The 18013-nt window shown below is 68.7% G+C and carries 19 protein-coding genes; 5 read left to right on the top strand and 14 right to left on the bottom strand.

Features of this window, described 5'->3' with window-relative positions:
* The first annotated feature begins 6 nt into the window (after positions 1–6).
* Both BLR21_RS38745 and BLR21_RS38740 read left to right on the top strand, forming a co-directional pair.
* The gene (locus BLR21_RS38745) at positions 7–939 is read left to right on the top strand and encodes an o-succinylbenzoate synthase (RefSeq protein ID WP_090014848.1); all 933 of its coding nucleotides are present in this window, start codon (positions 7–9) and stop codon (positions 937–939) included.
* A gap of 45 nt (positions 940–984) precedes the next feature.
* Positions 985–1401 carry a DUF6892 domain-containing protein gene (locus BLR21_RS38740; protein ID WP_090014788.1) on the top strand — a complete coding sequence of 139 codons (417 nt, stop codon included), beginning with the start codon at positions 985–987 and terminating at the stop codon, positions 1399–1401.
* Here BLR21_RS38740 and BLR21_RS38735 read toward each other — a convergent pair.
* The 8 genes from BLR21_RS38735 to BLR21_RS38700 form a co-directional block, all read right to left on the bottom strand.
* Positions 1398–2489, bottom strand: a complete 1092-nt coding sequence (locus tag BLR21_RS38735) for a CapA family protein (RefSeq protein WP_090014786.1) — start codon at positions 2487–2489, stop codon at positions 1398–1400. The two genes, BLR21_RS38740 and BLR21_RS38735, sit on opposite strands and share 4 nt — an antisense overlap.
* Positions 2490–2515: 26 nt before the next feature.
* Positions 2516–3112 (bottom strand): SRPBCC family protein, encoded by a 597-nt coding sequence (locus BLR21_RS38730; RefSeq protein WP_090014784.1) that lies wholly within the window; start codon positions 3110–3112, stop codon positions 2516–2518.
* On the bottom strand, positions 3109–3933 hold the full coding sequence (locus BLR21_RS38725) for an FAD binding domain-containing protein (protein ID WP_090014782.1): 825 nt from the start codon (positions 3931–3933) through the stop codon (positions 3109–3111). Before BLR21_RS38725 ends, BLR21_RS38730 begins: the two co-directional genes overlap by 4 nt.
* Positions 3930–6356, bottom strand: a complete 2427-nt coding sequence (locus tag BLR21_RS38720) for a xanthine dehydrogenase family protein molybdopterin-binding subunit (protein WP_090014780.1) — start codon at positions 6354–6356, stop codon at positions 3930–3932. Before BLR21_RS38720 ends, BLR21_RS38725 begins: the two co-directional genes overlap by 4 nt.
* Positions 6353–6886, bottom strand: coding sequence for a (2Fe-2S)-binding protein (locus BLR21_RS38715; RefSeq protein ID WP_090014778.1), 534 nt, complete (start codon positions 6884–6886; stop codon positions 6353–6355). Before BLR21_RS38715 ends, BLR21_RS38720 begins: the two co-directional genes overlap by 4 nt.
* A gap of 79 nt (positions 6887–6965) precedes the next feature.
* A complete protein-coding gene (locus BLR21_RS38710; protein WP_090014776.1) occupies positions 6966–8057 on the bottom strand; it encodes an XdhC family protein in 1092 nt (363 codons plus the stop codon).
* Positions 8050–9024, bottom strand: coding sequence for a vWA domain-containing protein (locus tag BLR21_RS38705; protein ID WP_090014774.1), 975 nt, complete (start codon positions 9022–9024; stop codon positions 8050–8052). Before BLR21_RS38705 ends, BLR21_RS38710 begins: the two co-directional genes overlap by 8 nt.
* Complete coding sequence (locus tag BLR21_RS38700) at positions 9021–9851, bottom strand: AAA family ATPase (protein ID WP_090014772.1); 831 nt, start codon at positions 9849–9851, stop codon at positions 9021–9023. Before BLR21_RS38700 ends, BLR21_RS38705 begins: the two co-directional genes overlap by 4 nt.
* Before the next feature lie 29 nt (positions 9852–9880).
* Between BLR21_RS38700 and BLR21_RS38695 the strand changes: the two genes are divergently transcribed.
* On the top strand, positions 9881–10264 hold the full coding sequence (locus BLR21_RS38695) for a VOC family protein (protein WP_090014770.1): 384 nt from the start codon (positions 9881–9883) through the stop codon (positions 10262–10264).
* A gap of 40 nt (positions 10265–10304) precedes the next feature.
* Here the strand turns inward: BLR21_RS38695 and tnpB are convergent, their stop codons facing one another.
* Positions 10305–11606 (bottom strand): IS607 family element RNA-guided endonuclease TnpB, encoded by a 1302-nt coding sequence (tnpB, locus tag BLR21_RS38690; protein WP_256335214.1) that lies wholly within the window; start codon positions 11604–11606, stop codon positions 10305–10307.
* Between the two features lie 114 nt (positions 11607–11720).
* Between tnpB and BLR21_RS38685 the strand changes: the two genes are divergently transcribed.
* Positions 11721–11951: a PspC domain-containing protein gene (locus BLR21_RS38685; protein ID WP_090014768.1), complete on the top strand. Its 231-nt coding sequence runs from the start codon at positions 11721–11723 to the stop codon at positions 11949–11951.
* On the opposite strand, the gene BLR21_RS38680 is transcribed toward BLR21_RS38685, so the two are convergent.
* The 5 genes from BLR21_RS38680 to BLR21_RS38660 form a co-directional block, all read right to left on the bottom strand.
* A complete protein-coding gene (locus BLR21_RS38680; protein ID WP_090014766.1) occupies positions 11952–13319 on the bottom strand; it encodes a beta-N-acetylhexosaminidase in 1368 nt (455 codons plus the stop codon).
* Positions 13316–14149, bottom strand: coding sequence for a carbohydrate ABC transporter permease (locus BLR21_RS38675; RefSeq protein WP_256335213.1), 834 nt, complete (start codon positions 14147–14149; stop codon positions 13316–13318). Before BLR21_RS38675 ends, BLR21_RS38680 begins: the two co-directional genes overlap by 4 nt.
* Positions 14146–15030: a carbohydrate ABC transporter permease gene (locus tag BLR21_RS38670; protein ID WP_090014765.1), complete on the bottom strand. Its 885-nt coding sequence runs from the start codon at positions 15028–15030 to the stop codon at positions 14146–14148. The genes BLR21_RS38675 and BLR21_RS38670 overlap by 4 nt, the downstream gene beginning before the upstream one ends.
* A 2-nt stretch (positions 15031–15032) precedes the next feature.
* Entirely contained in the window at positions 15033–16310 is a 1278-nt protein-coding gene (locus tag BLR21_RS38665; RefSeq protein ID WP_090014763.1) for an extracellular solute-binding protein, read from the bottom strand.
* A 79-nt stretch (positions 16311–16389) separates the two neighbouring features.
* On the bottom strand, positions 16390–17049 hold the full coding sequence (locus tag BLR21_RS38660; RefSeq protein ID WP_090014761.1) for a copper homeostasis protein CutC: 660 nt from the start codon (positions 17047–17049) through the stop codon (positions 16390–16392).
* Between the two features lie 353 nt (positions 17050–17402).
* Between BLR21_RS38660 and BLR21_RS38655 the strand changes: the two genes are divergently transcribed.
* Positions 17403–18008, top strand: a complete 606-nt coding sequence (locus tag BLR21_RS38655) for an RNA polymerase sigma factor (RefSeq protein ID WP_090014759.1) — start codon at positions 17403–17405, stop codon at positions 18006–18008.
* Positions 18009–18013 lie beyond the last annotated feature (5 nt).

Raw genomic sequence — 18013 nt, 5'->3', positions numbered from 1 at the left:
CTGGCCGTGCACGCCTACTCCATCCCGATGCGCGTCCGGTTCCGCGGTATCACCCAGCGCACCGGCCTGCTGTTCGAAGGACCGGCCGGGTGGGGCGAGTTCTGCCCGTTCGAGGAGTACGACGACGCCGAGGCCGCGGCCTGGCTCGCCTGCGCGCTGGAGGCCGCGAACGACGGCTGGCCGGCGCCGGTGCGGGACCGCATCCCGGTCAACTGCACCGTGCCCGTGGTCAGCCCCGCGAAGGCGCACGAGATCGTGGCGAGGTCGGGTTGCTCGACGGCCAAGGTGAAGGTCGCCGAGTCGACGCTGGAAGAGGACTGCGCGCGCCTCGAAGCGGTGCGGGACGCCCTGGGGCCTCGGGGCGCGATCCGGGTCGACGCGAACATGCTGTGGGACGTCGACACGGCCGTCGCCGCTATCAAGGCCATGGACAAGGCGTCCGGCGGGCTCCAGTACGTGGAACAGCCGTGCCACACCTTGGACGAGCTCGCGGCCGTCCGCAGGAGGGTCTCCGTGCCGATCGCCGCGGACGAGTCGATCCGCAAGGCCGAGGACCCGCTGAAGGTGGCCGTGTCGGGGGCGGCGGACATCGCGGTGATCAAGGTGGCACCGCTCGGCGGGGTGCGGAAGGCACTGGAGGTGGCCGAGGCGTGCGGGCTGCCGTGTGTGGTGTCGTCGGCGCTGGAGACTTCGGTCGGGATGGCGGCCGGGGTGGCGTTGGCGGCGGCTCTGCCCGAGCTCGACTACGCGTGCGGGCTGGCGACGTTGCCGCTGTTGGACGGGGATGTCACGAGCGATTCACTCGTGCCTGTGGACGGCTACTTGCCGGTGCTCGCAAAGCCACCCGTGCCGGACCGCGTCGAGGAGTTCGAGAGCGACGTGCTCACGCAGGCTTGGATCAACCGGTACGACCGGGTGTTCAGCAAGCTCAGTCGTTGAGTCGATCGACCCGGATCTTCGGAGGGAACCGCCTACGATTCGGGCATGAGCCAGTCGATCCCGTTCGCGGACACCAACTTCAAGCTCTCCGTCGTCCAGGAGCTGATGTACAACCAGGGCCTCCTGCCGGAGTTCAGGTTGACCACGTACGCCGCCGAGCACGGCTTCACCTACGACGCCCGGAGCTTCGAGGCGGTGCCTGAGGCTCTGGCCTACTTCGAGGCGCTCGAGGTCCCCGTCGAGTTTGCGGAGAAGATCACCGAGATCGAGATGGACGGCGGCAACGAGATCTACCTCGAGATCGCGCCGGGCTGGGACGGCGAGGACGAACTGTTCGACGTCGACGAGTTCGCCGACCTGCGGCACTTTCCCAACCTGAAGTCGATGACGCTGCTCTACACCGGCAACGAGGAGGCGCTGGAGATGCTGCGTGCCCGCGGGATCGATGCGGACTGGGTCTAAGGCTTGCCCCGAGCGAGCCCCTGCTCGTTCGCCCCCAGGCTGAACACGATCCCCTCGGTCCGGTTGATCGCCTCGGTCCGCCGCGCCGAAGCCGGCACCCGAGTCAGGTCCACCAGCCGGATCGGCGGCCCCAGCTCCACCAAAGTGGGCGTGTAGGAAGCCTCGACCACAGCCCACCCAGAGGCCCCCTGCTCGAACTTGAACCGCGCGATCACCCCCTCCTCGGTGACGCCACGAGGCTCGGCGTGCCGGGCGACCTCGTTGCCGAGCCCGTAGGCGACCCACTTGTTGCCGATCTTCTCGAACGGCTGCACGACGTGCACGTGCGTCCCGATGATCAGGTCGAGGGCGGGATCGGCCAGCAGCTGACGGGCCAGGGCCTTCTGGTCCGCGGTGGCCTCGTGCTGGTACTCGTTGCCCCACTGCACGGACAGCACGACGACCTCGGCACCGGCCTCGCGCGCCTTGCGTGCGTCGGCCAGGATCTTGGCCGCGTTGATCTGGTTCGCGCGCCACGGCTGCGGTAGCGGGATGCCGTTGAAGCCGTACGTGAACGACAGTTGGGCCACGCGAACGCCGTTCGCGTCCAGGATCAGCGGCGCCGCCGATTCCTCCTGCGTGCGAAACGAGCCGGTGTGTTTCAGGCCGACGGCGTCCATCGCGTCCAGGGTTGTCGTGATCGCGGAGACGCCGCGGTCCAGCGTGTGGTTCGAGGCCGTCGAGCACGAGTCGTAGCCCACGTCGACCAGGCCCTTCGCCACCTCGGGCGGTGCCAGGAAGGCCGGGTAGCCGAAGAACGGGCCCTCCTTCGGGCCCAGCGGCACCTCGAGGTGGCACAGGGAGAGGTCGGCTTTCAGAGTGTCCTTGATGCCCGCGAACAACGGCAGGAAGTCACGTCCGGCCGCGCCTCCGTCGGCTACCGCCTGGTCGGTCAGCGCCGGGTGGATCAGGATGTCGCCGCCCGCGGTGAGCACGAACGAGCGCGGCGGGGGCGGGCCCTGGGAGGTCGACGACGGCGGTAGAGGCGCCGAGGTGATGACGACCGGCGAGCCGGTGCACGCGGACAGCAGCAAGCCGGTGACCAGCACGAAGGCCGGCCACCGGACTGCACGCTTCAGCGCTGCCGCCTGCGTCGCAGGACCACGAACAGCACGACCGCCAGCGCCGCCGCCGCGATGGGCAGCACGCGCTTCAACACCGGAACGCCTGCCGTGTCGATCAGGTCGATCGGCTCGTCGGGGACCACTCGGAGATGCTGCTGTTGCGCCACCTCGTCAGGATCCACGGATCCCAGCGTGCTCGCCAGGCATTCCGCGAACTGGTCGACGAGCCTGCCGCTGACCTCGGCGATCAGGCCGCGACCGAGTTGGGCGGGACGGCCCGTGATCGCCAGATCGGTCTCGACCTCGACCGAGTCCCCGACCACGAAGGTCACCACCGCCGACGCCGTGCCGTTGCCGCGGGTGTCCTTACCCGCGGCTTTCATGACGGCACGGCGCAGTACCGGGTCGATCTCGACGAACTCGCCGCTGCCCCGGTACAGCAGTTGCACCGGGCCGAGTCTCACCTTCACCTCCCCGCTGAACGTCTTGCCGTCCACCGAGGTCAGGGTGGCGCCGGGCAGGCACGGCGCCACCCGTTCAGGGTCGATCAGCGCCTGCCACACCTCCTCGGCGGGCGCCGGTGCCGTGAACGAGTGCGTCAACTTCATCCCGCGACCGCCGCCGTCAGCGCACGGCCGGTCAGCACCCGCGCCAGGTTGTCCTTGTAACCGTCGCCCGAGGACGCGCGCAGGGCCGCGTCGGAGATCGCCTCCGCGGTAGCCGGTTGCCCGACCAGCGCCGCCTCGACCTCGGTAGCGCGCAACGGCCCGGATCCCACGTTGGTGAGGCCCACCCGAGCGGCGGAGATCGAGCCGTCACGCACCTGCACGGCCGCCGCGACCGCGACGATCGACCAGGCCTGCGCGACCCGGTTGAGCTTCTCGTAGTGCGCGCCCCAGCCCGTGTACTTCGGCACGCGGACGTCGAGCAGGATCTCGTCGGGCGCCAGCGCGGTCGTGAAGTAGTCGACGAAGAACTCCGACGCCGGTACCTCCCGACGTCCCGCAGGCCCGGCGATGATCATCACGGCATCCAAGGCGAGCACCGGCGCCAGCAGATCGCCGGCCGGGTCCGCGTGACACAGCGAGCCGCCGAACGTGCCGCGGTGCCGGATCTGCGGGTCCGCGATCGTGTCCGTGACCAGGCGGAGCAACAACGCGTGGTCCTGGACCAGATGATCGCGCTGCACCTCGTAATGCGTGGTCATGGCACCGATGAGCAACGAGTCTCCGTCGTCGCGCACGCCCGTCAGCTCGGTCAGGCCGGCGATGTCGATCAACGCCGTGGGCGCCGCCAGCCGCATGCGCAGCACCGGCACGAGCGACTGCCCGCCCGCGATGACCTTGGCGTCCTCTCCCTCCTCGGCGAGCATCCGCACGGCTTCGTCCACAGAGGACGGGAACAGGTACTTGAACTCCGCCGGGATCACGACTGTCCTCCCTGTGCGTCGATCGAACCGAGCCCACCCGCGGCCACGTCATCGGTGCCTGGATCGGGACGACCCTGCAGCGCGGTCCACACCCGTTCCGGCGACATCGGCATCTCGATGTCCCGGACGCCCAGGTGTCGCAGAGCGTCCAGCACGCTGTTCACCACGGCAGGCGTCGAGGCAATCGTGCCTGCCTCGCCGACTCCCTTGGCGCCCAACGGGTTGGAGGTCGCCGGTGTGGTCGTGCGGTCCGTGAGGAACGCTGGCAGGTCTGCCGCGCAAGGCACGAGGTAGTCGGCGAACGTCGCCGTCGTCAGCGTGCCCATCTCGTCGTGCGTGGCCTCTTCGTACAACGCCTGCGCGATGCCCTGCGCGAGCCCGCCGTGCACCTGACCGTCGACGATCAACGGGTTCATGACCGTACCGACGTCGTCCACCGCCACGTACCGGCTGATGCGCACCATGCCCGTCTCGGTGTCGACTTCCGTTGCGCACAAATGGGTTCCGTGCGGGAACGAGAAGTTCTCCGGGTCGAAGGTGGCATCGGCGTCCATGCCCGGTTCCATGCCCTCCGGCAGGTCGTGCGCGACGTGCGCGGCCAGCACCACGTCACCCAGCGAACGCACCGTCGAGGTGCCGCGCACGGCGAACGAGCCGGAAGCGAACTCCACGTCCGCCTCGTCGCACTCCATCATGTGCGCGGCCAACGTCCGTGCCTTGGCGAGCACCTTGTCCGCCGCGTACACGAGCGCCGTGCCACCGACAGCCAGAGAGCGCGACCCGTAGCTGTCCATGCCCTTGTGCGACGTCGCCGTGTCGCCGTGCAGCACTTCGACGTCTTCGAACGGCACGCCGAGCTTGTCGGCGACGATCTGCGACCAGACCGTCTCGTGGCCCTGTCCGTGCGGCGAGGTCCCGGTGATCACCTCGACCTTGCCGGTGGGCAGCATGCGAATCGACGCGGTCTCCCAACCCCCTGCGGCATAACGCAAAGCGCCCAGCACCCGCGACGGCGCCAGGCCACACATCTCGGTGTAGGTGGAGATCCCGATGCCGAGCTGCACGACTGAACCGTCAGCACGGCGGCGGGCCTGCTCCTCGCGCATCTCCTCGTACCCGAACAACTCCATCGCGCGAGCCGTCGCGGCCTCGTAGTTGCCGGAGTCGTAGGTCAGGCCGGCGACCGTGTTGAACGGGAACTCCTCGTGCCTGATCCAGTTCATCTGGCGGATCTTCATCGGCTCCATGCCGAGCTCGACCGCGAGCTCGTCCATCATCCGCTCGATCGCGAACGTGGCCTCGGGCCGTCCGGCGCCGCGGTAGGCGTCCGTGGGCACCTTGTTCGTGAACACGTTGGTGCACACGAACCGGTAGGCGGCGAACTTGTAGATCGAGTTGAACATGAAGGCGCCCAGGATCGGCACGCCCGGCGTGACCAGGCGCAGGTAGGCGCCCATGTCGGCGAGCAGCTCGACCTTCAGGCCGGTCACGGTGCCGTCGCGGCGGGCGGACAGCGTGATCTTCTGGATCTGGTCGCGGCCGTGGTGCGCGGACAGCATCGACTCGGTGCGTGACTCCGTCCACTTCACCGGGCGGCCCATGCGGCGGGCGACCAGCAGGCACAGCAGCTCTTCCGGAGTGACCTGGAGCTTGCCGCCGAACCCGCCGCCGACGTCCGGCGCGATCACGCGGAGCTTGTGCTCGGAGATGCCCGTGACGGCGGACAGCATCCAGCGCAGGATGTGCGGGATCTGCGTCGCCGACCAGACGGTGAACATGCCCGCGGTCGTGTCCACGACGACCGACCGCGGTTCCATGAACGCCGGGATGAGCCGCTGCTGCTTGAACGTCCGCTCGATCACGACCTCGGCGGACGCGATCTCGTCCTCGACGTTCGTCCCTGATCCGGCCTCGGCGGAGTCGAAGATCCACGTCGCGCACTTGTTCGTGCCGAGATCCGGGTGCACCAGATCGTTGTCCCGCAGGGCTTCTTCCATGTCGAGCACGACCGGCAGCTCGTCGTAGTCGACGTCGATCGCTTCCAGCGCGTCCGCGGCGTGGTAGGCGCTGTCGGCGATCACGAGGGCGACGGCCTCGCCGGCGAAGTTGACCTGGCCGACGGCCATGGCGGGCGCGGGCGGCGACTTCATGTCCTCGGTGATCGGCCAGGCACAGGGCAGCGAGCCCTGCTCGGCGGCGAAGTCCTCACCGGTCAGCACCACGGCCACACCGGGCATCGCCGTCGCGCGGCTGACGTCGATATTGGTGATGCGGGCGTGGGCGACGGGACTGCGCAGCACGGCCATGTGCAGCATGCCGGTCAGCTGGAGGTTGTCGGTCCACCTCGTCTGACCGGTGATCAGCCGGGCGTCCTCCTTGCGGAGCCGCGCCTTGCCGATCTCCGGTTCCGCTGTGGCGGTCATTCGCCACCTACCGGCTGTGTCGCGGCGATGTGCTCGTCGCTGTGCTGTTCCTGCTTGGGGCCCGCGCCTGGTTTCATCCGCTGGGCGGCGTCCTGAACCGCGCGCACGATGTTCTGGTAGCCCGTGCAGCGGCAGAGGTTGCCCTCCAGGCCTTTGCGCACGGCCTCGTCGTCGGGATCGGACTCGTCGGCGAGCAGGTCGATGGCCTGCATGATCATGCCGGGGGTGCAGAAACCGCACTGCAACGCGTGGTTCGACCGGAACGCCTCCTGCACGGGATGCAGCTTGCCGTCGCGAGCGAGGCCTTCGATCGTGGTGACCTCGTGCCCGTTCGCCTGCACGGCCAACATCTGGCACGACTTCACGCTGTGGCCGTCGAGGTGAACAGTGCAGGCGCCGCAGTTGCCGGTGTCGCAACCGACGACGGTGCCGGTCTTGCTCAGTCGCTCCCGTAGGTAGTGCACGAGCAAGAGGCGGGGTTCGACCTCGTCGGCGTATGTCATTCCGTCGACGTTGACCGAGATGTGCATTGAACCCTCCCAGGGTGGTGGGCCTTAAGTGACGAGGGTCACTCCAGCTTGCTCCCTGTTTGCTGGTTCAACAACCCGATCAGTGATGAATCGGTTCACCAAGATCGACCAGGCGTCGGCCCGATCCCTTCCACCGCAAGGAAATGATCTCGGCCGCGATCGACACCGCCGTCTCCTCCGGCGTCCGCGCGCCCAGATCCAGGCCGATCGGCGAGGCCAAAGCCCCTAGCTCACCCTCGGTCAAACCTGCTTCCCGCAACCGTTGCAGACGATCTTCGTGGGTGCGGCGGGATCCCATCGCGCCCACGTAACCGACCTTGAGGCGCAACGCGACCTCCAGCAGCGGGACGTCGAACTTCGGGTCGTGGGTCAGCACGGCGATGACCGTGCGTTCGTCGAGCTTGGACGCTTCGGCCTGCAGATACCTGTGCGGCCAGGCGACGACGACCTCGTCCGCCTCGGGGAACCGGCTGCGCGTCGCGAACACCGGTCGCGCGTCGCAGACGGTGACGCGGTAACCGAGGAACGCGCCGAGCCGGGCCATCGCCGCGGCGAAGTCGATCGCTCCGAACACGAGCATGCGCGGCGGCGGTTCGAACGAGTTCACGAAGACGCTCATGCCCTCGCCGCGCCGCTGCCCGTCCGGCCCGTACTGGAGCACGCCGCTCCGTCCCGAAGCGAGCATGCCGCGCGCGTCGTCCGCGACGGCGTCGTCGATCCGTCCGCTGCCAAGGCTGCCGTCACGGCGGTCGGGCCAGACGACCATGCGCCGCCCGATGCCGCCCGGATGCTCGACGACCGTCGCGACGGCCACCGGCTCCTCGGCGCGGACCGTCTCCACCACCTCGCCGAGCTGGGGGAACGTCTCGGCGTTGATCTTCTCGACGTAGATGTCGATGATCCCGCCGCAGGTCAGCCCGACCGCGAACGCGTCGTCGTCGCTCACCCCGTACCGCTGTAGGACCGGGGCGTCCGACGACTGCGCCAGTTCGTAGACCGCGCCCTCGACGCACCCGCCGGACACGCTGCCGACCGCCTCGCCGTCCTGCGTCACGAGCATCGCCGCACCCGCCGGCCGGGGCGCGGAACTGAAGGTCGCGACCACCGTGCCGACCCCGACCGTCTCGCCGTTCGCCACCCGTTCAGCGAGGTCGTAGAGGACATCACGCACGGCGCACCTCCTTCAGCAGTTCTTCCAACGCGTGCACGCTGTGGCCCGCGATCATCGTGTCGACGTGCGGGAGCGCCGCCAGCACACCCTGCTGGACGGGCCGGTAGCCGGACTTGCCCGCGTGCGGGTTGGCCCAGATGATCTTGTGACTCAAGCGCCTGAGCCTCGCCATCTCGGTCGCCAGCAGGCTTGGGTCGCCGCGTTCCCAGCCGTCGCTGAACAGCACGACCACCGCACCCCGTTGCCGCCACTGCTGATTGAACCGCCGCAGCGCGTCACCGAGCCTGGTGCCGCCCTCGTAGTCGGGGATCGCCCGTCCGGCGGCCCGCAGCGCCCGTTCCGGATCGCGTTCCCGGAGCTGACGGGTCACGCGGGTCAGCCGGGTGCCGATCGTGCGGACCTCGACGGGCATCGCGTGGGCGATGACGTGCGCGAACCTCAGCAGCGCGTCCGAGTAGGCGGCCATCGAGCCGGACACGTCGATCAGCAGCACCAGCCGGCGTGGTTTCGAGCCACGGCGGCGATGGCGCGGCAGGGCGATCTCGCCGCCGGTCTCGATCATCGCGCGCACCGTGCGGGCCAGGTCCAGCCGGCCGCGACGGGCCTTGCGGAGCCGGCGGGAGCGCCTGCGCGGCGGGAGCGGGTTCAGCCGGGCGATCAGCGGTGCCGCGTCGAACTCGGAGATGTCCTTGTGCTTCAGCACTTCCACGTCGGACGCGGCCACGCCGACGGTCATGGAGTCGAGTTCGATCGTCGTGCGCGGACGGGGCGGGGCGCCGCCGAAGTACGCCCGGTACGCGGCGTCGTAGCGCGGCAGGTCGTCCGGGTCGGCACACAGCGTGAGGCGCCCGGCCCAGTAGAGGTCGACGTGCTCGGTGGCCCGCAGGAACGCCTGGACGCGATCGGGCCCGCACTGCAGTCCGGCGCCCCGCAGGACGCGCGTGAACCCGACGCAGGCTTCCGTCATCCCACGATTGTGCTCCCGGCAACGCGTTCCGCGTCCTCCCGGTACTTCAGGACCGCTCCGAGCGTCGTCACGTCCGGCTCAGCGCGGCCCAGCGCCTGCAGCGCCCGCGCCCAGTCCAGCGACTCCGCGACACCCGGCGGCTTGAGCAGGTCGAGGCCCCGCATCTGCTGCACGGCCTCCGCGACCCGGACGGCGAGCCGTTCGTCGAGACCGGGCAGGGTGCGGCGCAGGATCGCGATCTCGCGCTCCAGGGACGGGTGCTCCAGCCAGTGGTAGAGGCAGCGGCGCTTCAACGCGTCGTGCACCTCGCGGGTCCGGTTCGAGGTCAGCACGGTGAGCGGGGGCGTCGTCGCCCTGATCTCGCCGAACTCGGGGATGCTGACCGCGTTCTCGGACAGCACCTCCAGCAGGAACGCCTCGAACTCGTCGTCCGCCCGGTCGATCTCGTCGACGAGCAGCACGCACGGCGCGCTCTCCAACGCCTGCAGCAGTGGTCTGGCCAGCAGGAACCGTCGCGTGTAGAGGGACGCCTCGTCCACCTCGCCGCGCGTCTCCAGCACCCGCAGGTGCATGAGCTGGCGCGGGTAGTCCCAGTCGTACAAGGCCTGTGTGGCGTCGATGCCCTCGTGGCACTGCAGGCGGATCAGCGGCACGTCCATCGACTTGGCCAGCGCGAGCGCGAGCGAGGTCTTGCCGGTGCCGGGTTCACCTTCGAGGAACAGCGGCCGCCCCATCCGGACCGCGAGGAACGCCGCCGTGGCGATCCCGCCGTCCGGCAGGTACCCCGCGTCGTCGAGCCCTGACGCCAGTTCCTCGGGGGACTGCATGCGCCTCAGGGTACGACTAACCTGGACGGATGGGGTCGATCAAGAAAGTCCAGATCACGTTCGACTGCGCGGAACCCGTGCGCGTCGCGGAGTTCTGGAGCCAGGTGCTCGGATACGACGCGCCGCCGGAGAGCGACGGTTCGTGGTCCGCGGTCGCCGACCCGACGGGTGAGGGCCCGCGGTTCTTCTTCCAGCGCGTTCCCGAGAGCAAGGTCGTCAAGAACCGCGTGCACGTCTGCGTGCGAGCGGGCACCGGGCTCGTCGGTGCGGAACGCCTCGCCACGCTCCAGGCCGAGCGTGCCCGGCTGGAGGCGATCGGCGCGGTGTGCGTGCGCGTGATGGAGGCCGACGAGGAGAACGAGTCGTGCATCGTCATGCAGGACGTCGAGGGCAACGAGTTCTGCCTGGACTGACCGTTGTCTGAAGTGTGAGTGAACGTGAGTTCATCGTGGTTCAGGCAGCCGTCGCCTTGCGGCGTCGGCGTTGACCCGCACCAACCGGTGCGGGTCTTCCCGTGGCCGTACCCGTTGCCCGCGCGGTGCGGTTGCGCGCGGCGTTGAGGTCCCGATCCAGGACCAGACCACACGCGTCGCAGCGGAAGATGCGTTCGGACAGGCGCAGCTTGGCTTTCACCACACCACAGCCCGAACACGTCTTGGAACTGGGATACCACCGGCCGGCGACATGCACCCGCACGCCCGCCCACCGGGCCTTGTACTCGATCTGACGGCGCAGCTCGGCCAGGCCGGCACCGGCGACATGCCGAGCCAGCCGCCGGTTACGCGTCATACCCGACACGTTCAGGTCCTCGACCACGACCGTGCCGTGGGCGCGGACCAGCCGGGTGCTGAGCTTGTGCAGCCCATCCCGACGGGCGTTCGCGACCGTGGTGTGCAGCCTCGCGATACGGGCCTGGGTCTTGCGCCACCGGCCCGATGGTCGCCGGCGGACACGCCGGTCAGGTCCGCTACGGCGGGCGGCCTGGCGTTGCAGGCGACGCAGTTCCCGCTGAGCGACCTCCAGGTGTCTCGGGTTGGCAATCACCTCGCCCGTCGAGAGCACGGCCAGCGACTTCACGCCCAGATCGACACCCACCACGCTGCCGGGTCGCGTGGGCGCGGGGCTGGTGCGGGCGATCTCCACGGAGAACGACACGAACCACCGCCCGGCCCGCAAGGACACCGTGGCCGAGCGGATACGGGCGGTACCGCGCTCGACATGCCGGGCGAGTTTGCGGGTCGACTCATGGGTGCGGACCGTCCCGATGCGGGGCAGCTTCACATGCCGGCGGTCGTCGGCGAGCCCGAACGCGCCGGTGGTGAACCGGCAGGACAGGCCGGACCGCTTGCCCTTGAACCTTGGGAACCCGAACCCGTGGCCCTTCCTCGCACCTCGCTTGGAGTCCGCCCAGTTGCCCAGCGCGGTCGCGAGGTTGGCCAGGCCGGACGCATAGGCTTCCTTCGAGTTCTCAGCCCACCACGGCGCGACCGTGTCCTTGGCTCGGTTCCAGTCCTTGCGCAGGCCGTAGGCCGACCACGACACCGGCGGCGTCGGCTCGTCCTCAGCCACGCCGTAAGTCTTCTCGGCGGCCCGCTGATCCAGATTCGCCTTGATCCGCGCCAGGCCCCAGTTGAACGCGCGCCGCTGACCACCGCAATGCGACCGCAACGCCTGCTCCTGGCCGGAGTTGGGGTCCAGGGCGAACCGGTACGCCTGGATCGCCGCGAAGGGGCATCCCAGCCCACAGACGAACACGTTCGACCACACACCACCGAACAGTTCAGAACCCTGGGGCCCGACCGGGGAATCAGGGTCGGGTTCGGGGTGGTCACCGATGTGCGGGACCGTCGTTTCGACGACTCTTGAGCCATGACGAACAACGTGCTCAACGACGCGACAGCCCAGGTCAAGAAGCTCCGCAGGAGTCGCGGCGACAAGATGCTCGCCGGCGTCTGCGGCGGCGTCGCCAAGATGATCGGCGTGGACGCCGCGATCCTGCGGATCATCCTCGTGGCGGCGACGCTGCTCGGGTTCGGCACCGGAGCGCTCCTCTACGTCGCCGCCTGGATCCTCATGCCCGAGGAAGACGCTGCGATGTGATCACCGCGGGAAACCGGGCACGCCGGGTAGCCGTTGCCAGGGGTGGGGTCCGTTGAGGGGCCGGTACTCCACCCCGAGGGCGTCGAGCCTGGGCAGGTGGTGGTCCTTCAGCCGCCGCACGAACTCGGGATCCTTCTCCGCCGGGGACCACACGACCTCGGCGAACGCGGCCAGCCTCGGGAACGCCGCGTAGTCCACCCGCCTGGCCGAGTCGAGATGCTCGGTCCAGATGTTCGCCTGCGCGCCCAGCAGCCGTCCGGGCTCCTCGCCCGTGAGGCCTTCGGGCACCGGCTCCCACGCGTAGACGTCCTCCAGCGTCGTCACCGTTCCGACCGGAATCGGTTCGTCGGGCGAGTCCGACTGCCGGTAGTCCAGGTAGACGTGCTGCTCAGGACACATGACCACGTCGTGTCCGTCGCCCAGCGCCGTGACGCCGCCCTCGATACCGCGCCAGGACGCGACGACCGTGCCCACAGGCAACGGGCCGGACTCCAGGATCTCGTCCCACCCGTAGGGCCGCCGGCCGTTCCGCACGATGTGCTTCGCGATCGCCCGGACCAGCTCGCCGTCGTGACCAGGGGCCTCGTCGCCGCCCAGGCCGATGATCTCCGCCGGGAAGACGTCCATCAGCTCGTCGAACACGTTCCGATAGAAGTCCACTGTGGACTCCTCGGTGTTGAGCACGCGTTCGTTGACACCCCAGTCGGTCCAGACGCCACCGCCGTGCACGCCCAGTTCCGGATAGGCCGCGATCGCCGCCTGGGAGTGACCGGGGATGTCGATCTCCGGGATCACCGTGACGTGCCGTGCCCGTGCGTACTCGACGATCTCCCGCAGGTCTTCCTGCGTGTAGAAACCGCCGTGCGGACGGCCTTTCATGCCCGCGGAACGCCGATCACCGAACCTCGAGTCCTCCCGCCACGACCCCACCTCGGTGAGCTTCGGGTAGCGCTTCACCTCGAAGCGCCAGCCCTGGTCGTCGGTGAGGTGCAGGTGCAGGACGTTGAGCTTGTGCACCGACAGCAGCTCGACGTACCGCAGCACCTCCCGCTTGGGCAGGAAGTGCCGCGAGACGTCCAGCATCACGCCACGCCACTCGAACCGCGGGTAGTCGACGACCTCGCACGCGGGGATGACCGACGGCTTCTCCCCCGCGGCCCGGAACGCCTGGGCACCGAGCAGCTGCCGCAACGTCTGCAGCGCGTTCATCTCGCCGGCCGCGTCGTTCGCCTCGATCAGCACGCCGTCGTCGGACGAGACCAACCGGTAGCCGCCAGGAGGGCCGTCGACGAGGACGCTCTCCCAGCCCCGGTACTCACAAAGCCTTCCGCCGTCCACATAGGACACCGGGCGTGGCAGCAGGTTCATCCCTTCACCGCCCCCGCGAGCCCGGACACGAGCCGGCGCTGCACGAGCATGAAGAAGATCAGCACAGGGATGGTCATCAGGGTGGAGCCCGCCATGATCGCGCCCCAATCGTTCTGGTCGGGTTTGACGAACACCTGGAGAGCCAGCGGCAGGGTCTGGTTCTCCACGGCCGAGATGATGAACGTCTTGGCGAACAGGAAGTCGTTCCAGGCGTGGATGAACGACAGCACCGACGTCGCCACCAGGCCGGGCGCGACGAGCGGGAACAGCACCTGCCACAGGAACCGGAACCGCGAGGCGCCGTCCAGGGTGGCGGCCTCCTCCAGTTCCACCGGCACCGCGGCGACGAAGCCCCGCAGCATCCAGATCGCGAACGGCAGGCTGAAAGCCAGGTGCACCAGCACGAGCGAGCCCAGGTGGTTCAGGCCGAACACCGGAACGCTGTCGCCGACGGACCGCATCAGGAAGAACAGCGGCACGGTCAACGCCTCGACCGGCACCATCTGCACGACCAGCAGCATGATCAGCAACGTCGTGCGGCTGCGGAACCGGAAGCGGGTCAGCGCGGTCGCCGCGAGGAACGAGATCAGGATGCTCAGGAACACCACGATCAACGCGACGATGATGCTGTTCATGAAGTAGCGCCCGAAGTTCGCGACGGTCAGCGCCCGCGTGAAGCTGTCGAGCGTCGGCCGCGTCGTCCACGGCACCGGGTCGGCCGAGATGATCTCGTCCTCCGGTTTGAACGCGGACAGCACCATCCAGAACAGCGGGAACGCCACCACGGCGGCGATGATGAGGACGAAGCCCTCGGTCAGCCAGCGCCTCACAGGACCTCCCCCGACCGCCGCAGCGCGCGGAGGTAGAACATCGTGATTCCCAGGAGCAGCACGGTCATCACGACACCGATGGCCGCGCCCAGGCCGTACTCCGACGCCGCGAACGCCTGCTGGTAGGCGTAGACGTTGAGCACGAGGTTGCGCCCGGCGATGCCGCCGCCGTTCGTCATCACGTAGATCTGCGTGAAGACCTTGAAGTCCCAGATGATCGACTGGATCGTCACCACGAGGATGATCGGCTTCAGCAGCGGGAGCGTGACGCTCCACGCCGTGCGGAACGCCGACGCGCCGTCCAGTGCGGCGGCCTCCAGCACCTCGCCCGGAATCGCCTTGATGCCCGCGAAGAGCGTCACCATGACGAACGGGAACGAGCACCAGATCACCTGTGCCGCGACGAGTCCGAACGCCGTCCACTTGTCGAACGTCCAGGAGAAGCCCTGGGTGCCCAGGACCTCGTTCACCAACCCGAAGTTCGCGTCGAACAGGAAGAGCCAGATCGTCGAGCCGGCGACGGCGGGCGTGGACCACGCGCCGAGCGCCGCCAGGAACAACGTCATCCGGACCCAGGTGCGGACCCTCGTGGCGAGGATCGCGAGGAACGCGCCCACCAGCAACGTGCCGACCACGCAGACCGCCGCGAAGGCGACGGTCTGCCCGAGCACACCCCAGAACTGCTGGTTCCCCAGCAGGTTCCGGTAGTTCCCGAGACCGAGGAACTCGAGCGGCGCGCCGCCGCTCACCTGTTCCTGGCCGTAGTCGTAGAGCGAGATGAGCACCAGCTGGTAGATCGGGTAGGCCAGCAGGCCCCCGAGGATCAGCAGCGCTGGAGCCAGGTAGGCGAACGCGGTCCGCCCCTGGCCTTTGGCGGTCATGCTCACGACGTGAAGGCCGCGTTCATCGTCTTGGCGGCGTCGGCCGTGGCGGTGTCGACGTTCTTCGCGCCGGTGACGATCTCCTGGAGCATCGTCGGCACCACGGCCTGCGCCTCGATCTTCGCCCACGCCGGCGTGACGGGGACGAACTTCGTGCCCGCCTGCAGGGTCTTCGTGAACGGCTCCAGGAACTTGTCGGAGTCCGCGACCTGCTTCTGCACGTCGCTGAACGTCGGCAGGTTGCCCATGGCGGTGTACATCTTCTGCTGGTACTTCTTCGAGGCGAGCAGCTGCGTGAACTCGTTGGCGAGCGTCTTGCGCTGCGTGCCCTTCATGACGCCGAGCAGGTTGCCGCCGGCGAACGCGGGAGCGACCGAGTCCTTGGTCTTGCCGGGCAGCGGCACGACGCCGTACTTGCCGGCCGCACTGGACGCGTCGACGGACTTGCGGTTGAAGTCGCCGCCGATGGTCATCGCGGCCTTGCCCGCGCGGAACGCCTCGACGCTCGCGTCACCGCCGTTGCCCGCGCAGGTGGCGGGCGGGCAGATGTCGTCCTTGATCAGCTCGGTGTACTTGGCGACACCGGCCTTGGCCTCGGCGCTGTCGATGGCGGCGGTGAACTTGCCGCCGTCCTGCTTGGCGATGTCCCCGCCCTGCGCCCAGATGAACGGCAGCGCGGCGAACAGGTACTTGCCGCCGGCCGAGATGCCGATCAGCTCCGGCTTCTTCTGCCGGATCTGCCGGGCGAGCGGCGCGATCTCGTCCAGCGTCGTCGGCGGCTTGAGGCCGAGCTCGCTGAACACGTCCGTGCGGTAGTACAGAGCGCGCACGCCGACGAACCACGGCACGCCGTAGGTCTTGCCGTCGACCTTGGCCGTGTCGAGGATCGACGGAACCAGGTCCTTCGACTCGTCCCACTTGCCCAGGTCGAGCTCCGAGAAGCCACCCGCGGAGACGTAGCCCGCCAGGTCGGTGTTGCCGAACTCGGCGACGTCCGGGGCGCTCTTCGGGTCGCTGAAGGCGGCCTTGAAGCGTTCCGCCCGGCTGGACACCTGGATGTACTGCACGTCGACGGTGACGCCGCTGTGCTTGCCCTGGAACTCGGAGATCGCCTCCTTGACCACGGCCTCCTTGGGGCCGCGGTTGACCTCGTCGAACAGCCAGACCCGCAGCTGTCCCGTCTGCTCGTCCGTGCCCGAGCTCGTCGGACCTGACTGCACCGGTGCGCAGGCGACCACCGCGCCCACGCCCAGCACGGCCACAAGTGCCTTCAGCCTCATCGCGCCCTCCGCATTGCGTATCGTGCAACAGCCATTTCACATGAAGCAACGTGACTGTAGAACGCTCCAGGGCAAGGGTCTAGACCAGACGATCGACCCATTCCCGAACTGATGCCGAATCGACCGGTGAGTCCCATCCGGACGGACGGACGGCGCTGCCAACGTGAAATCCGTTCACGCCCGCTGCCAGCAGTTCCGGCACGTGCCGAGCCTGCAGCCCGCCGCCGACGAGCAGCGCGGGCGGAGCCTGGGCGACGAGCTTCTTCAGGTTCTCGATGCCGTCCTCGACGCCCTTCGCACTGCCGGCGGCGAGCACGGTGTCGCAACCGAGGGTCTGCACGGTCGCCCAGGACCGGAAGACGTCGTTGGAGTTGTCGAGCGCACGATGGAAGGTCCAGGCGCAGCCCTCCAGTTCCGCGGCGAGGTTGAGCGTGACGCCCTCGTCGATCTCACCCCCCGCGTCGAGGAAGCCGAGGACGAACTCGGTGGCACCGGCCTCCCTGAGTTCAGCCGCGCTCCGGCGCAACTCCTTCAGGTCGCCGGGCGCGAAACCCTTGGCGTCCCTGAGCATCACGCGGACTGGGATGTCGACGGCTGCGAGGACCTCCTTGAAGGTGGCGACCGACGGCGTGAGGCCGTCCGAGGCCATGTCGGCAACCAGTTCGAGCCGGTCGGCGCCGCCGGCCTGTGCGGCCACGGCGTCCTGCGCGTCCAGTGCGATCACTTCGAGAATCGGCATGGTCTAGACCATAACGTTCTTCGCTGTGTGCTTTCGGGAATCGGGAGCGCGCGGGCCGTTCGGTGCGTCAGAAGCTGTATCTGCTCGCCTGAGTTCCGCTCCTTCATGATGAGCGCTTTTCAGGCGTGGAGCACGCGTCGGTCGGTTCGAGGGGTGCCGGCCGGCGCGGGCTCCCACCACTGGCGGCCCGTGACTCGGAGGGGGATTCACGGGCCGCTGGCGTACCCGGAGGAAGATGAGGGTCACCTTGGCGGTGACACTGCTCCAATCGAGTGAATTTTGTATCTACCGCCCAGTTAGCCCTTCATGAGTTGGCGGACGGCGCTGACAGGGCGGCCGATCGGAGGTGCTGCATGGACGAGCTGCACACGGCGGATGACCGTCCGCCGTGGGACGGGCTTGAAGGCACCGAACGGCACGCGGTGTGCGTGGCCGCGGCACGCGAGGGCAACCGCCGCGCGCTGGACGTCCTGGTGACCGAGCTGACCCCGCTGCTGTGGCACGTGGCCCGCGGGCAGGGCCTCGACCGGGCTGCCGCCGAAGACGTCGTGCAGACCGTGTGGCTCGCGTTCTTGAAGAACATCGAGAACATCAACGAGCCAAAAGCCCTGGTCGGGTACCTGGTTGTCACGACGAGGCGTGAAGCACGCCGAACCTGGACACCCAACAAGCGGGAAACGCACCTGTCCGACGAATACGCCGAACAGCTCGAATCCGACACCGGCCTGCCCGAGGACGTCACGCTCCTGGACGACCGCGACCGCCGCCTGTGGCTCGCGTTCGGCCGCCTGACCACAAGGTGCCAGGAACTGCTCCGACTCACCGTGCTCGCGGGCCGCGCGGAGTACCGAGCAGTCGCCGAGGCACTGGCCATGCCCCACGGCAGCATCGGTCCGACCAGGGGACGGTGTCTGACTCTGCTGCGCAACTACCTGGAGACGGAAGGAGGATCGCGGTGAACGAG

The organism is Lentzea albidocapillata subsp. violacea (genome assembly GCF_900100275.1).
Classification (GTDB): domain Bacteria; phylum Actinomycetota; class Actinomycetes; order Mycobacteriales; family Pseudonocardiaceae; genus Lentzea; species Lentzea violacea.
The sequence above is the reverse complement of the archived record's forward strand: the minus strand, read 5'-3'. Positions and strand labels throughout refer to the sequence as shown.